Below are 14,739 nucleotides of genomic sequence, written 5' to 3'. Positions count from 1 at the left end.
TGCCGCGTTTCAGCGACTTTTATAATTTAACATTTTGACTTGAATCTGTCAACAACTTTTTTCTTTCGTTCCTGACGACGCTTATTAATTTATCATATTACTAATCGATAAGTCAACGCTTTTTTAAAAAATGCCAAAATAAATTTATCTTGGCATTATATATAGCTTAATAATCACTAATGCAGCAACACCTGGCACCCCTAATAAACTTGATACTGTAGCTGTGCCCATGTTAATTGGAATATGAAAATCGAAATATGTCCCTGCAACATTCACAATAAATAGTAACGCTATACCTAAAGTGACATGAAAGAGTGCTTTCCCTATAAAACGTATTGGTTTAGCAGAAACACCAAAAACAAGAAAAATAAAAACCAAAGCAAGAATGCCAACAATAATAATTGTAGAATTCATTTTTTCCTCCTTATGAATGACCTATACATATCCATTTGTATGGGACAAGACAAGAAAAAAGAACATCTATAACATAACTCCTACCACTTCATCTTTATAACCTTTAATCAGTAATATTTCTTCTAAGCACTAGCAATTAGATACAACTAATTCCATTCCCACTTTTTCTTTCTCCTCTTTATATCCCCAAAATAAAGTAGCCCTGTTACTCACAAATAAATCGATAAAAAGCAAAAGGTCCCACTTTAAAAAGCAGGACCTTTTACCATTGTTCCATTTTCACAGGACGACGTTTTGCTTCTTTTAACAAGAAAAAATATTTCGCCTCTGCTATTTTTAAAGAACAAAGTACATCTTGAGACGGCTCAACACTTTGTTCAACCAGTCTCTTCTGACGTAGCCATTCATTCTTTACCTTTTCTAATAATACAATTAACTTATCGTCATACTCTTTACGCAACTTACCCTTTTTTTGAAAGAACATTTTCCCTTCTCCTCTTATATCTCTCTACGGCCTTCTAAAGCTTTCGATAGTGTTACTTCATCTGCATATTCTAAATCTCCACCAACTGGCAGACCATGTGCAATACGAGTTACTTTAATTCCTGTTGGCTTTAAGAGGCGGGATATGTACATTGCTGTAGCTTCCCCTTCAATATTAGGGTTTGTTGCTAATATCACTTCTTGTACTGTTTCATCTTGCAGTCTCTTTAATAACTGCGGGATATTAATATCCTCTGGTCCAATTCCCTCCATTGGAGAAATGGCACCACGCAAAACATGATATACACCTTGATACTCTTTCATTTTTTCCATCGCAATTACATCTTTCGGCTCTTGTACTACACAAACAACCGATTGATCCCTATGCGAATCGTCACAAATATAACAAGGATCGCGGTCAGTGATATGTCCGCACACAGAACAATACGCTAAATCTCGCTTTGCATTCACAAGTGCTTTCGCAAAACCTAGTACATCATCCTCTTTCATATCTAACACGAAGAATGCCAATCGAACCGCTGTTTTCGGTCCGATTCCTGGCAACTTCATAAAACTATCGATTAATTTTGATATCGGTTCTGGATAATGCATATATCAATATCCTCCTAGAACATTCCACCTGGTAAGTTCATGCCTTTTGTAAATTTGCCCATTGTAGAGTTTGAAAGTTCATCAACCTTTTTAAGTGCATCATTCGTTGCAGCTAATACTAAGTCTTGTAACATTTCGATATCTTCTGGATCTACAACTTCTTCTTTAATTTTCACTTCAAGAACTTGCTTATGACCATTTGCAATAACAGTAACCATTCCGCCGCCAGCTGTACCTTCAACTGTTTTTTCGCCAAGCTCTTCTTGCGCCTTCGCCATGTCTTTTTGCATCTTTTGCATTTGTTTCATCATATTATTCATATTTCCCATTCCGCCACGCATCATAATTAATTCCTCCTCATTATTATTACTCTTTTATTTCAATAAGTTCTGGCCCTACTAATTTTACAGCCTCTTCTATAAGAGGATCTTCTTTTTGTTCTGGGCTTTCTTCAGAATCCCCGCCTTCGCGTTGTAAAAAGTCTTCACGAATTTTACCCCATTCACTTTTTGGGATAGCAATCATATTTAACCTTTTACTTAACAATTCAAAAAGAGTTTGTTCCAATGTATCCATCGCTTCTCGATTTTCACTAGCCATTTTACAATGAATCTCATATTGAAATGCTAACACATAGGTATCATCCGAAGCCGCAACTGGTTCACTATTTTCTAATAAAACAGCAAATGCTACTTTGTTATGTGACTTGAGCCTTCCTAATAATTCGCCCCATACAGCTTTTAACTGTTCTAAATCTTGACGCTTCGCTTGCTTTAACACTTCATTCACACGTCCAACAGGAATTTTCATACTTCCTGTTCGTACTGGTTTTGGTGTTGCCCGCGTCTCTCTTACTTCCTGCTGCACACCAGCTGGCACGCCATTCTTTTTAACTTGCTCTAACTCTTTCTCCAGTTGCTGCATCCTGTTCATAATCGCTTGTAAACGATCTGCGCCGTTTGCTTGCATCATAAACTGCTGACACAGTTGCACCATAACAACTTCCAAGAATATTCTTGGATGGTTTGTCCACTTCATCTCCTGTTGTCCCTTACTAAGGGTATGAATAATTTCATAGATTACTTCCGGTTGCATTTCTTCACTTAACGTACGGAATTGATCATCTACAATTACCCGTTCCAACATATGTTCTAATTGTGGTGAAGTTTGATATAAAAGCATATCACGATAGTAGTAAATGAAATCCTCCATAAAGCGAACTGGATCTTTCCCTTTACTCATCATCTCATCTATAATACGTAACGCTCTTGATACATCATTTTCACGTATACATTCTACCAGGTCACCCAGATATCGCTGAGATACAGATCCTGTTACAGCTAAAACATCTTCACTCGTCACCGTCTCATCACTATAAGAAATAGCTTGATCAATAAGACTGAGGGCATCACGCATACCACCTTCGGCGGCACGCGCTACGATTTGTAACGCTTCATCTTCTACTTGCGTACCTTCATTTGTCACGACCGTCGATAATCTCTCAACGATATCATTTACTGATATCTTTCGAAACTCAAAACGCTGACAACGCGAAATAATTGTAGCTGGAATCTTATGCGGTTCTGTTGTCGCCAGAATAAAAATAACATGTCCTGGCGGCTCTTCTAAAGTTTTCAAAAGCGCATTAAAGGCACCCATAGAAAGCATGTGAACTTCATCAATAATGTATACTTTATATCCTACAGCACTTGGAGCATATTTTACTTTATCTCTTATATCTCGAATTTCATCTACACCGTTATTTGAAGCCGCATCAATTTCTAATACATCTGAAATAGACCCTTGTGTAATTCCTAAACAAGAAGGACATTCATTACAAGGTTCAGCTACCGGGGCGTGTTCACAGTTAATTGCCTTTGCAAATACTTTTGCAATTGTCGTTTTCCCTGTTCCCCTCGGACCCGAAAACAAATAAGCATGTGAAGCTTTCTCTTGAAGAAGGGCATTTTGCAACGTTTTTGTCACGTGCTTTTGACCGACTACATCTTCGAATTTTTGCGGTCTCCATGTTCGGTATAACGCTTGGTATGACACGAAAATACGGCCTCCCTCAAAGGTTATTATCTTATTTATTATAACCCATTCTGTTTATAGATTCCAAAAGTTATTTTCCATACAAAAAACTCACCTTTATATAAAGGTGAGTTTTGTATACATATATAACTGCCGTGCACCTTCTGTCGATTACGTACCATAAGCGTTACTCAAGCAGTTAGCTCGGTTCAGGCACTCCTGCGGCACACGAGAAAACCCGCTTATTGCTGCTTCCTTCCGGACCTGACAAGGTTCACGGGGTCCCGTTGCGCAGGACCCAAACGTCAACACCACTTACTTAAGGCAGACCTTACAGCAGCATAACCTCGAGAAGGGATTCAGCCTCGCTAGAGCGGATTGCGAGTATAGGGCACCGCTACCTCCCCGCTTAGCACGGCAAAGTTAAAACCAATATTCGGTTGCCTTGGATAAGGCATTATCAGTATAACTTGTTTTTTTACAAAATGCAAATACGTTAGTTACCATTACTTTTCTCTAGTTTTTTCGCTTCTTTTCTTTTCTTACGAAGCTCCCTAAAAAAAATCGTTAACAACGTACCACATTCCTCTTCAAGTACACCAGGCACTACTTCACACTGATGATTAAAACGCTCATCAGTTAAAAGATTCATCAACGTACCTGCACATCCACCTTTCGGATCGCTCGCACCATATACAACCCGTTTTATACGCGATAAAACAATTCCCCCTGCACACATTGGGCAAGGTTCTAATGTTACATATAACGTTGCATCTTCTAAACGCCATGTCCCTAATTTTTTGCAAGCTTCATCAATAGCTAAGAGTTCGGCGTGAGCTATTGATCTCTGTTCAGTTTCTCTTAAGTTATGCGCGACACTAATCACTTCACCATCTAGCACAATTACAGCACCAATTGGTACCTCTTGTATCGCCTCCGCCTTCTTCGCTTCCTCTATTGCTAACTGCATAAAATATATATCTCGCTCCATAATATAGTCCTTTCACCAAAAATAAAATACACTTTTTCATTTCTTGCAGGTGGGATAACTTTTACAAATTCAATCCAACCTAAAGAAGAAAGAGAGGGAATTACATATGAAAAACACTGCCTTACTCATTATCGATATGATTAATGATTTTCAATTCTCCCACGGACCCATCCTGGCACAGAAATGTGAAATTATAAAGAACCCCATTTTACAATTAAAGGACACCATGAAATCATTGGGCTATCCAATAATTTATGTCAATGATCACTATCAACTTTGGAGATCTGATATTGATCAACTTATCACTCATTGTACAAATAAGTATAGTAAAAATATTATCGAGGCCATTGCTCCGCATACTGACGATTACATTTTTATTAAACCACATTATTCTGCTTTTTATGAAACACCTTTGAATTCTTTATTAGGTTATTTGAAAATCGAAAATCTTATTTTAACAGGAATTGCCGGGAACATATGCATCCTTTTTACAGCTAATGATGCCCATATGAGAAATTATACACTTTATGTACCACGGGATTGCATCGCTTCTAATAACGAGCAAGATAATGAACATGCTTTAAAAATAATGGAGGCCACATTAAAGGCAAATATTGTACCGTCATCCCAAATAGAATTTAATTAATACATATCTATTTTCTAACTTTTTATACCAAATTAGTCCGCTCGCTCCCCTCTTGTGCTACAATAATTCTGTTTTGTGTTTTTAGTAGTCACGGTAAATCACTGATTGAAAGGAGGAAACAGCGTGACCGGAGTACCATTTATCACGGTTGAAGGACCAATTGGTGTTGGAAAAACTTCACTTGCGAAGGAACTTTCAACTCACATGCAACTCCACTTACTAAAAGAGATTGTTGATGAAAATCCTTTTTTAGGAAAATTCTATGAAGACATCGACGAATGGAGTTTTCAAACAGAGATGTTCTTTCTTTGTAATAGATACAAACAGCTAGAGGATATTAACATAAAGTATTTGAATCAAAGGAAGCCTGTAGTAGCAGATTATCATATATTTAAAAATTTAATTTTTGCATCCCGTACATTAAAAGATGCTCAATATGACAAGTACATGCAAATTTATCGCATTCTTACGCAAGATATGCCTGTACCAAATGTCATCGTTTATTTAACAGCGAGCCTAGAAACATTACAAAAACGAATTGCGATGCGCGGAAGAGAATTCGAAAAAAATATGGATCCAAATTACTTACTACAGCTTACAAAAGATTACGAAACAGCAATGGATGCTTTCAAAAAGGACCATCCAGATATTCCAGTATTGAAATTTAATGGAGACGATATGGATTTTGTAAGAAATCCTGATGATTTAAATGTCATCTTATCCGCTCTTCAAAATACTCTCTTGAAGGAGTCGAAATAACAATGAATTTAAGGAAAAAATATGATATACCAAATGATGCAGTTATCACTATTGCTGGAACAGTAGGTGTCGGTAAATCCACTATGACAACTGCATTAGCTAACGCTTTAGGTTATCGTACATCTTTTGAAAAAGTAGATTCCAACCCATATTTGGACAAGTTCTATGCTGATTTCACACGCTGGAGCTTTCACTTACAAGTGTACTTTTTAGCAGAACGATTTAAAGAACAAAAAAGAATTTTCGAATATGGTGGCGGTTTTGTTCAAGACCGTTCTATCTATGAGGACACTGGTATTTTCGCAAAGATGCATCACGAAAAAGGTACAATGACTGAAACTGATTATGAAACATACAAAGGTTTATTTGATGCTATGGTCATGACTCCTTACTTCCCTCATCCAGACTTATTAATTTACCTAGAAGGTTCGTTTGATGATATTGTCGATCGTATTCAAGAACGAGGACGTCCAATGGAGCAGCAAACACCAATCGAGTATTGGAAAGAGATGCATGGACGTTACGATAACTGGATTAATAACTTTAATTCATGCCCTATTTTACGATTAAACATTAATGAATACGATATTTTAAAAGATGGCGATTCAGTCGAACCAATCATTAAAAAAATTGGACATTTTTTAAAACAAACACGTAAACTTGTAAAATAAAAAACCCGTGCATATGCACGGGTTTTCCTATGAAATTACTTTTTCTTTTTCGTTGGAGCAATAATTTCACTCTCTGGCTTTCCAGCATTAATACGCTGACGAACAGTACTCGTACTAATATCATATGTTTCAGCAATCTCTTTAACGGTCATTTCTTTCCCGTTAATTACTGCTGTTAGTAATTTCCCTGTACGTTTTGGAGTTACTTCTTTTTGCACAGCTGGTTTTTCAGCTTCTTTTGGCACCTCTACTTTTTTTGCAACCTGTTTTACATCACAAGTGCAACCACAAAGCTTACGGAATGTATCATCACTTATAATGCGCGACACATTTGCACCACTGTTTAAAATTCTATTGTTCTTACAGACAGGACATTGTACATAATATAAAGTTTTTCCATCTAAAGGAAACGTTTGTATAATAAGATCCATGTTAACTCCTTTCATATCTATGAAGATAATCATCGGAATATGAGTGTGTAATAAGGACACTATATCCTTACATCATACTTTATGATTGGTTTTAAAATAAAAACTCGTTACGTGTTGGTAACGAGTTCTCCAATCTCCACTTATATGCGCTGTTGTCAATTATATCTGGAGGAGGTAGAGGGATTCGAACCCCCGCGCGACTCTCGCCGCCTGTCGGTTTTCAAGACCGATCCCTTCAGCCAGACTTGGGTATACCTCCATATTGACATCAAATATAATATCAAAAGAAAAACAGTTAGTCAACCCTACTATAATAAATTATGAGGAAAGGGAAATTTTACTTTCCCTCTCCTTTATGACGTTGCTGACAACGCCCATAATTACCAATCACTCATACCGATGAATGTTTTAACTTATTTAATAACTGTTTTTCCTCCCATATAAGGGCGAAGAACTTCTGGAATTATAATTGTACCATCTTCTTGTTGGTAGTTCTCTAAAATAGCTGCCACTGTACGTCCAATTGCAAGACCAGATCCATTTAGTGTATGAACATGTTCCGGTTTGCCATTTGGCTCACGGCGGAAACGGATATTCGCACGTCTCGCTTGGAAAGCCTCAAAATTACTACAAGAAGAAATTTCACGATATGTGCCATAGCTTGGAATCCATACTTCAATATCGTATTTCTTCGCTGCTGTAAATCCTAAATCTCCTGTACACATGCTCATAACGCGATATGGCAACTCTAATAATTGTAACACGCGCTCTGCATCATTTGTTAATTTTTCTAACTCTTCGTAAGAATCTTCTGGTTTCACGAACTTCACAAGCTCAACTTTATTAAATTGGTGTTGGCGAATTAAACCGCGTGTATCCCGACCAGCTGAACCTGCTTCAGAACGGAAGCATGAGCTAAACGCAGCATATCGTATCGGTAATTGCTCTTTACTCACAATCTCATCACGATGCATATTCGTTACAGGTACTTCAGCTGTTGGGATTAGGAAATAGTCTTCACTTTCAATACGGAATGCATCTTCTTCAAACTTCGGAAGTTGTCCTGTTCCTGTCATACTTGCACGGTTTACCATATAAGGAGGCAATACTTCCTCATACCCATGCTCATCAGTATGAAGGTCAAGCATAAAGCTAATCAAAGCACGTTCTAATCTTGCACCAGCACCTTTGTAAAATACAAATCGGCTTCCTGTTACTTTCCCAGCACGTTCAAAATCTAAAATCCCTAAATCAGTAGCAAGGTCCCAATGTGGTTTTGGCTCATAAGTAAATTCTTTCACTTCTCCCCAAGTACGTGCTACTACGTTATCATCCTCTGTTTCACCTATTGGAGCAGATTCATGAGGAATATTTGGGATAGATAGCATTAATCTTTCTAAATCTTCTTCAACTGTACGAAGCTCATTATCAAGATCTTTTACTTTTTCCCCAACTTCACGCATTTCTAGAATTAGAGCTTCCGCATCTTTCTTTTCACGCTTTAATACTGAAATTTGTTGAGATACTTCGTTACGCTTACTTTTTAGTTCTTCAGTTTGAACAAGTAGCTCTCTTCTTCTCGTATCAAGTTCTTCAAAGCGACCAAAATCCGTTAAATCTTCGCCTCTATGCTGTAATTTTGCTTTTACTTCTTCAAAATTTGTACGTAAAAATTTAATATCAAGCATTATATACTCCTCCTTTATTTTATAAAACACAAAAAACTCCCGTCCCTATACAAAGGGACGGAAGTTAACCCGCGTTGCCACCCTAGTTGAAAGCATTACCGCTTTCCTCTCAAGTAGAAATAACGGCTCTTCACCGGGAATGCTTACTAATCAAAAGATATTCCACATTCCATTCCAGGATGGATTCACAAACTGTTTCTATCGATTTCCACCAACCATCGACTCTCTATAAGAAACAACATTTGTTACTACTTCCTATCAACACGCTTATTTTATAAAATTGTTACCATCAATTTACTATAATCTTATACAAGTTGCAAGTTACTTATACAACTTTTTTCATTTTCGCTTCTTTTACCATCTCTACAAAGTATGCTGTTACACGGTGATCATCCGTTAATTCTGGATGGAAAGAAGCAGCTAAAAACTGATCTTGTCTTACCGCTACCATTCGATCGCCATGTGTAGAAAGTACTTCAACATCATCAGCTACATTTACAACATACGGAGCACGGATAAATACACCAACAAAGTCTTCTCCCACACCCTTCATTGAAAGTGCAGCTTCAAAACTATCTTTTTGGCGTCCGAACGCATTGCGCTCAACCGTAATATCCATAGCACCAATATGTGCTTCTTCATAGCCAATAAGTGTTTTCGCAAGAAGAATCATTCCTGCACATGTACCAAACATTGGTTTACCAGACTTCGCAAATGTACGAAGAGGCTCCATGAAAGCATACTTATCAATAAGACGGCGCATTGTTGTACTTTCACCGCCTGGTAAAATAAGACCATCAATTTCTTCAAGTTGTTCTATACGCTTTACAACAACAGCTTCTGCACCACTTGCTTCAACTGATTTCACATGCTCACGAACAGCACCTTGAAGACCTAGCACACCAATTTTCACCATTTTAAAGATCTCCTTTAATTACCATCCACGCTCTTGCATGCGTTGTTCTGGTAATAACGTTGAAATTTCGACACCTTTCATTGCATTACCTAATCCTTTAGAAAGGCTTGCAATTAGTTCGTAATCTTCATAATGAGTCGTTGCTTCAACGATTGCACGTGCAAATTTCTCTGGGTTTTCTGATTTGAAGATACCAGATCCAACAAATACACCATCAGCACCAAGTTGCATCATTAACGCTGCATCTGCTGGTGTTGCTACACCACCTGCTGCAAAGTTTACAACTGGTAAACGACCAAGGCGTTTAATTTCAAGTAGTACTTCATAAGGAGCACCAGTATTTTTTGCATATGTCATTAACTCATCTTCACGTAGACTCGCAACCTGACGGATTTCTGCATTGACTTGGCGCATATGACGCACTGCCTCTACAATGTTTCCTGTTCCAGGCTCACCTTTTGTACGAAGCATAGATGCACCTTCTGCAATACGACGTGCAGCTTCTCCGATATCACGGCAACCACATACAAACGGAACTGTGTAATCACGTTTATTTAAATGGTATACTTCATCAGCAGGAGTTAATACTTCACTCTCATCGATATAGTCTACCCCTAATGATTCTAATACACGTGCTTCTACAAGGTGACCGATACGGCATTTTGCCATAACCGGAATTGACACAGCACCCATAACTTCTTCAACAATTGTTGGATCTGCCATACGAGAAACGCCACCTACTGCACGAATATCTGCAGGTACACGCTCTAATGCCATAACAGCAACTGCGCCTGCCTCTTCTGCAATCCTTGCTTGCTCAGCGTTAACTACGTCCATAATAACGCCGCCTTTTTGCATTTCTGCCATTCCACGTTTTACACGTTCTGTCCCTGTTACATTTGTCATGTACAAAAACCCCCCTAGGTGAATTGCTTTCCCCCGTTAAAGAAGAAAATTAAGAATACTCTTACATTCTACCACTAACTATCTGATGCTTGTCCACTACTTTTTCATAAAGTCGGTATGAAAAATAGGAATAAGAAAAAGCTCCTACAATGAGGAGCTTTTAAAACCAACCTTTTACTGTATCAACAGCACTATTCCACATACCACTAAAGAAAGAACCAATTCCGCGCATAGAACGGGTGAACCAGCCTACCTCTTCTACTTCAGACTTTGTTACAAGGTCTACTTGTAATGATTTTCCTGATAAAAATCCAGGATCATTACTATCTTTAGACGTTACAACCATTTGGCCAAGTGCAACTCCTTTTTTCATAGGTGCTTCTTGTCCCTTATTTCCTTCTTTAAATTCTGTTTTATAAACGTCTTTACTTCCCTTTGGCACCGGAAGTGACACAGCTTGCTTCGTTTGAACTGCTACATCTTTATCTTTCGCATTTTCAACTCTTACTGTTTCTTTTCCTTTGACCGAAGAACCTTTTTCATACATTTTCTTCATTTCAAAGTTAGCAAAGCCATAATCATATAATTTCTTCGTCTCATCAAATCTTGCCGTATGAGAATTTGTTTTAATAACTACAGAAATAAAACGCATACCATTTCTCTCGACCGTACCAGTGAAACAATCTCCTGCTTCTGGCGTTGATCCTGTTTTCAGGCCATCTACGCCTTCATATTCCTTAATTAAGCCTTTTGACATCCAGTTCCAGTTCGACATTTTAAAATTCTCTTTTTCTGGACGGAAGAACTTTACCGGAATCTTTGCTGTATCTAATACTTTTGGATAATCTTTAAGTAGATGTTGTGCTAAAGTTGCAACATCCTTCGCAGACATTTTATTTTCTTCATCCGGCGTTGTACCTTCAGGATGCATTCCTTTTAAATCTTTGTTCGTTAAACCCGTAGAATTAACAAATTTATAATTTTTCAATCCTAGTTCTTTCGCTTTATCATTCATCATTTTTACGAAATCTACTTCTTTACCTGCAATTGCTTCTGCTAATGCAATTGTTGCACCATTTGCAGAAAAGATTGCCATTGCCTCATATAACTCTTTTACTGTATAAAGGCCACCATTTTCTAATGCAACATTTGATAATGAAGCATCTTGTGAAATCTTATATGCATATTCAGAAACCTTAATTTTTTGATCCCACTTAAGTTTTCCTTTATCCACTGCTTCATGAACTAAATATTCACTCATCATCTTTGTCATACTAGCAATTGATAATAATTCATCTGCATTCTTTTGATATACAATTTTCCCAGAATTCGCTTCAACTAAAATCGCTGCACCTGCTTCAATGTTTAAAGCAGCTCCTGTTTCTGCTGATGCATTGCTATATGGTGCAAACATGCCAAAAGCTAGTGTAAGCACTGTTACCAACGCAATGAATCTTTTGCAAAACATACCTTTCACTTTTGCTACCCCCAATATCTATGTACTCACATAACCGTTATTCTAACATAATCAAAAAAAAATAGACAGAGATATCAAATCTCCGTCTATTTACATATAAGACATTATAATGAGTAGTTTGGAGCCTCTTTTGTAATCTGTACGTGATGAGGATGGCTTTCACGTAAACCAGCACCTGACATACGAATGAACTGCGCATTCTCACGTAAGAATTCTAAATTCTGTGCTCCGCAGTATCCCATACCTGCACGTAATCCACCAACTAATTGATGAACTGTATCTGCTAAAGGTCCTTTATATGGTACTCGTCCTTCAATACCTTCTGGAACAAGTTTTTTGTTTCCTTCTTGGAAGTAGCGATCTTTACTTCCTTTTTCCATTGCTCCAACAGAACCCATACCACGATATACTTTAAATTGACGGCCTTGGTAAATTTCAGTTTCTCCAGGGCTTTCAGCTACACCAGCGAACATACTACCTAGCATAACAACGTGTGCCCCTGCTGCTAAAGCTTTAACCATATCACCAGAGTACTTAACACCGCCATCTGCAATAACTGGAATACCATGTTTACGAGCTTCAGTTGCACAATCATACACTGCTGTTAATTGTGGTACACCAACTCCAGCTACAACACGCGTTGTACAAATAGAACCTGGTCCAATACCAACTTTAACTACATTTGCACCAGCTTCAATTAATGCTTTCGTTGCTTCAGCTGTAGCAACATTTCCAGCAATAATATTTAGTGCTGGATATTTTGCGCGAACTTCTTTTACTTTTTCAATAACACCTTGAGAATGTCCATGAGCTGTATCAAGTACAATTGCATCTACACTCGCTTTTACTAATGCATCGATACGAAGCATTGCATCAGCTGTTACACCAACTGCTGCTCCAACCAATAAGCGTCCTTGCTTATCCTTTGCAGAGTTTGGAAATTCAATTACTTTTTCGATATCTTTTATTGTAATAAGCCCTTGTAATACACCGCTATTATCAACAAGAGGAAGCTTTTCGATTTTATACTTTTGTAGGATCTTTTCAGCTTCTCCTAGTGTAGTACCAACTGGGGCTGTAATTAACTGTTCTTTTGTCATTACGTCAGAAATTTTGATTGAGTAGTCTTGGATGAAGCGCATATCACGGTTTGTAATAATACCAACTAATTTTCGCTCATCTAAATTATTTACAACTGGTACACCTGAGATGCGGTATTTTCCCATAAGATGTTCCGCATCATATACTTGATGTTCTGGAGTTAAAAAGAATGGATCTGAAATAACGCCGCTTTCAGAGCGTTTTACTTTGTCAACTTGCTCTGCCTGATGCTCAATAGACATATTCTTATGGATGATTCCTAAACCGCCTTGACGAGCCATTGCAATAGCCATATCAGCTTCTGTTACTGTATCCATTCCTGCACTAATTAACGGGATGTTTAACTGTAAGCTTTCAGATAAAACTGTTTTAACACTTACTTCTCTTGGTAATATATCTGACTTTGCTGGTACAAGTAATACATCATCAAAAGTCAAACCTTCTTTAACAAATTTAGATTCCCACATAATTGTTCCCCCCATAATACCAGAAATTATTATTAGTAGCTTATCAATTGGTTAAAATACTGTCAAGAAAGTATGAATATGTTAGAATTTTTAGACAATAAAAGGAGCGTAATATATGCATCATACACCTTGTGCTTGGCAGCAATTAAGTTTCTTCTTTTCATCTCAAAACGTACAACATTATCTTGCCCGTTGTTATGAAAAATCCTCGATTCAGGATGCCGAAAAAAAAGGTTTTGAAAATTGTTATCCATTTATTTATTACTTAGAACACGGTAAAAATTATTATGAATTATATAAAACAGCGCCATTTTCCATTCAGCCAATGCTGTTATTTTATGGAATAGGACAACTTTTTAAAGCTTGTTTATTAACTATTAATCCAAACTATCCAGAATCAACAACTGTTTTAGCACATGGAGTGACAACCCGTAAACGAAAAAAACAAGGATATCAATTTTTAGAAGATGAGGTGAAAATACAGAAAAACGGACTATTTACTCACGCTGCAGAACAACTGTTTCACATGAAACACTTGGAAACAGAAAAGTTTAATATGTTAGAGTTAATGGGGAAAATCCCTGAGTTACAACATTTATTTCGCTATAGTCAAAAAGGAACAACATTATATAAAATCGATTCAACAAATAAAAATGAGCTCTCCTTTTCAGTCAACATACTAGATCGACTACATATGACTAAAGAGAGATTTTCTCGTTACATCGAAACAGCTTGTAAGCATTTATCAATACAACACGTACCTGAGAAAAATAATGAATTAAATATGTTTTTTTCAGCACCTATTCAATCATGGAATCCTATGTATAGCACACCTTTATACTACGAGTATCTTGCTGATACTTATTATTTACCACTTACGAACGACCCTAGAAACTCTAAGCCAGTGTTGCCTGAGCTCCTTGTTCATTATTTATTGCTCTATAATTTAAGTATGATTTCGAGGTATGAAACAGATTGGTGGTATGACTTACTTGGAAGCTATGGATCTGAAGATTATCCATTTATTTATCAGTTTCTCAATATTTCTGCTCAAAAAATCCCTTACTATATTTCAGCATTTTTACTAAAGGAATCCAACCTATTTCATGGGAAATAAAAAAACACAAGTCAAAAGACTTGTGT

16 protein-coding genes, 1 tRNA gene, 1 other RNA gene and 1 other annotated feature are annotated in these 14,739 nt (G+C 37.2%); of the genes, 4 read left to right on the top strand and 14 right to left on the bottom strand.

Translation table 11 applies throughout. The annotated features are described in order from the left end of the window. Window positions 1-144 precede the first annotated feature (144 nt). The 7 genes from JTF23_RS26920 to tadA form a co-directional block, all read right to left on the bottom strand. Complete coding sequence (locus JTF23_RS26920) at window positions 145-414, bottom strand: pro-sigmaK processing inhibitor BofA family protein (RefSeq protein ID WP_002063354.1); 270 nt, start codon at window positions 412-414, stop codon at window positions 145-147. A gap of 262 nt (window positions 415-676) precedes the next feature. Then, the gene (locus tag JTF23_RS26915; protein WP_002009631.1) at window positions 677-898 is read right to left on the bottom strand and encodes a YaaL family protein; all 222 of its coding nucleotides are present in this window, start codon (window positions 896-898) and stop codon (window positions 677-679) included. A gap of 14 nt (window positions 899-912) precedes the next feature. Beyond that, complete coding sequence (gene recR, locus JTF23_RS26910; RefSeq protein WP_002009629.1) at window positions 913-1,509, bottom strand: recombination protein RecR; 597 nt, start codon at window positions 1,507-1,509, stop codon at window positions 913-915. 14 nt (window positions 1,510-1,523) lie between these two features. Beyond that, entirely contained in the window at window positions 1,524-1,850 is a 327-nt protein-coding gene (locus JTF23_RS26905) for a YbaB/EbfC family nucleoid-associated protein (RefSeq protein WP_170935248.1), read from the bottom strand. 25 nt (window positions 1,851-1,875) lie between these two features. Further along, window positions 1,876-3,564 carry a DNA polymerase III subunit gamma/tau gene (gene dnaX / locus JTF23_RS26900; RefSeq protein ID WP_204210239.1) on the bottom strand — a complete coding sequence of 563 codons (1,689 nt, stop codon included), beginning with the start codon at window positions 3,562-3,564 and terminating at the stop codon, window positions 1,876-1,878. 132 nt (window positions 3,565-3,696) lie between these two features. Then, an RNA gene (ffs, locus tag JTF23_RS26895) (signal recognition particle sRNA large type) lies at window positions 3,697-3,961 on the bottom strand. Between the two features lie 78 nt (window positions 3,962-4,039). Continuing rightward, window positions 4,040-4,534 carry a tRNA adenosine(34) deaminase TadA gene (gene tadA / locus JTF23_RS26890; RefSeq protein WP_204210237.1) on the bottom strand — a complete coding sequence of 165 codons (495 nt, stop codon included), beginning with the start codon at window positions 4,532-4,534 and terminating at the stop codon, window positions 4,040-4,042. Window positions 4,535-4,640: 106 nt separating this feature from the next. Between tadA and JTF23_RS26885 the strand changes: the two genes are divergently transcribed. The 3 genes from JTF23_RS26885 (at window position 4,641) to JTF23_RS26875 (ending at window position 6,610) form a co-directional block, all read left to right on the top strand. Beyond that, window positions 4,641-5,180 carry a cysteine hydrolase family protein gene (locus JTF23_RS26885; RefSeq protein WP_016106809.1) on the top strand — a complete coding sequence of 180 codons (540 nt, stop codon included), beginning with the start codon at window positions 4,641-4,643 and terminating at the stop codon, window positions 5,178-5,180. A gap of 123 nt (window positions 5,181-5,303) precedes the next feature. Next, window positions 5,304-5,939 carry a deoxynucleoside kinase gene (locus JTF23_RS26880; protein WP_002159650.1) on the top strand — a complete coding sequence of 212 codons (636 nt, stop codon included), beginning with the start codon at window positions 5,304-5,306 and terminating at the stop codon, window positions 5,937-5,939. Between the two features lie 2 nt (window positions 5,940-5,941). Beyond that, entirely contained in the window at window positions 5,942-6,610 is a 669-nt protein-coding gene (locus JTF23_RS26875) for a deoxynucleoside kinase (protein ID WP_204210235.1), read from the top strand. 35 nt (window positions 6,611-6,645) lie between these two features. Here JTF23_RS26875 and JTF23_RS26870 read toward each other — a convergent pair whose 3' ends face one another. From JTF23_RS26870 to guaB, 7 genes are all read right to left on the bottom strand, one after another. Then, window positions 6,646-7,041 (bottom strand): sigma factor-like helix-turn-helix DNA-binding protein, encoded by a 396-nt coding sequence (locus JTF23_RS26870; protein WP_002107271.1) that lies wholly within the window; start codon window positions 7,039-7,041, stop codon window positions 6,646-6,648. 166 nt (window positions 7,042-7,207) lie between these two features. Next, window positions 7,208-7,300, bottom strand: a tRNA-Ser gene (locus tag JTF23_RS26865). A 154-nt stretch (window positions 7,301-7,454) separates the two neighbouring features. Continuing rightward, window positions 7,455-8,729, bottom strand: a complete 1,275-nt coding sequence (serS, locus tag JTF23_RS26860) for a serine--tRNA ligase (RefSeq protein ID WP_002009617.1) — start codon at window positions 8,727-8,729, stop codon at window positions 7,455-7,457. Between the two features lie 50 nt (window positions 8,730-8,779). Next, window positions 8,780-9,000: a binding site (T-box leader), on the bottom strand. 54 nt (window positions 9,001-9,054) lie between these two features. Beyond that, the gene (gene pdxT, locus JTF23_RS26855) at window positions 9,055-9,645 is read right to left on the bottom strand and encodes a pyridoxal 5'-phosphate synthase glutaminase subunit PdxT (RefSeq protein ID WP_128283565.1); all 591 of its coding nucleotides are present in this window, start codon (window positions 9,643-9,645) and stop codon (window positions 9,055-9,057) included. Window positions 9,646-9,663: 18 nt separating this feature from the next. Then, window positions 9,664-10,551, bottom strand: coding sequence for a pyridoxal 5'-phosphate synthase lyase subunit PdxS (gene pdxS, locus JTF23_RS26850; RefSeq protein WP_002151929.1), 888 nt, complete (start codon window positions 10,549-10,551; stop codon window positions 9,664-9,666). A 160-nt stretch (window positions 10,552-10,711) separates the two neighbouring features. Then, window positions 10,712-12,019 (bottom strand): D-alanyl-D-alanine carboxypeptidase family protein, encoded by a 1,308-nt coding sequence (locus JTF23_RS26845; RefSeq protein ID WP_204210240.1) that lies wholly within the window; start codon window positions 12,017-12,019, stop codon window positions 10,712-10,714. Window positions 12,020-12,132: 113 nt separating this feature from the next. Continuing rightward, complete coding sequence (guaB, locus tag JTF23_RS26840) at window positions 12,133-13,596, bottom strand: IMP dehydrogenase (protein WP_002159656.1); 1,464 nt, start codon at window positions 13,594-13,596, stop codon at window positions 12,133-12,135. A gap of 115 nt (window positions 13,597-13,711) precedes the next feature. Here guaB and JTF23_RS26835 point away from each other — a divergent pair, with 115 nt between their 5' ends. Further along, on the top strand, window positions 13,712-14,713 hold the full coding sequence (locus tag JTF23_RS26835; protein WP_204210233.1) for a YaaC family protein: 1,002 nt from the start codon (window positions 13,712-13,714) through the stop codon (window positions 14,711-14,713). The last annotated feature ends 26 nt before the right edge of the window (window positions 14,714-14,739 follow it).

This window comes from Bacillus sp. RIT 809, from assembly GCF_016892495.1.
GTDB classification, from domain to species: Bacteria; Bacillota; Bacilli; order Bacillales; family Bacillaceae_G; genus Bacillus_A; species Bacillus_A cereus_U.
Note: the sequence above shows the minus strand (reverse complement) of the source record. Positions and strands in the feature narration are given on the sequence as shown.

Bases quoted from the DNA above. Each gene is read 5' to 3' on its own strand.
- JTF23_RS26870 (WP_002107271.1), bottom strand. From the start codon at position 7,041: ATGGATCTTATTATACAAACGTTTCCTTTAGATGGAAAAACTTTATAT.
- JTF23_RS26835 (WP_204210233.1), top strand. From the start codon at position 13,712: ATGCATCATACACCTTGTGCTTGGCAGCAATTAAGTTTCTTCTTTTCA.
- JTF23_RS26845 (WP_204210240.1), bottom strand. From the start codon at position 12,019: ATGTTTTGCAAAAGATTCATTGCGTTGGTAACAGTGCTTACACTAGCT.
- recR (WP_002009629.1), bottom strand. From the start codon at position 1,509: ATGCATTATCCAGAACCGATATCAAAATTAATCGATAGTTTTATGAAG.
- tadA (WP_204210237.1), bottom strand. From the start codon at position 4,534: ATGGAGCGAGATATATATTTTATGCAGTTAGCAATAGAGGAAGCGAAG.
- pdxS (WP_002151929.1), bottom strand. From the start codon at position 10,551: ATGACAAATGTAACAGGGACAGAACGTGTAAAACGTGGAATGGCAGAA.
- guaB (WP_002159656.1), bottom strand. From the start codon at position 13,596: ATGTGGGAATCTAAATTTGTTAAAGAAGGTTTGACTTTTGATGATGTA.
- JTF23_RS26915 (WP_002009631.1), bottom strand. From the start codon at position 898: ATGTTCTTTCAAAAAAAGGGTAAGTTGCGTAAAGAGTATGACGATAAG.
- pdxT (WP_128283565.1), bottom strand. From the start codon at position 9,645: ATGGTGAAAATTGGTGTGCTAGGTCTTCAAGGTGCTGTTCGTGAGCAT.
- serS (WP_002009617.1), bottom strand. From the start codon at position 8,729: ATGCTTGATATTAAATTTTTACGTACAAATTTTGAAGAAGTAAAAGCA.
- JTF23_RS26920 (WP_002063354.1), bottom strand. From the start codon at position 414: ATGAATTCTACAATTATTATTGTTGGCATTCTTGCTTTGGTTTTTATT.
- JTF23_RS26905 (WP_170935248.1), bottom strand. From the start codon at position 1,850: ATGCGTGGCGGAATGGGAAATATGAATAATATGATGAAACAAATGCAA.
- JTF23_RS26885 (WP_016106809.1), top strand. From the start codon at position 4,641: ATGAAAAACACTGCCTTACTCATTATCGATATGATTAATGATTTTCAA.
- JTF23_RS26875 (WP_204210235.1), top strand. From the start codon at position 5,942: ATGAATTTAAGGAAAAAATATGATATACCAAATGATGCAGTTATCACT.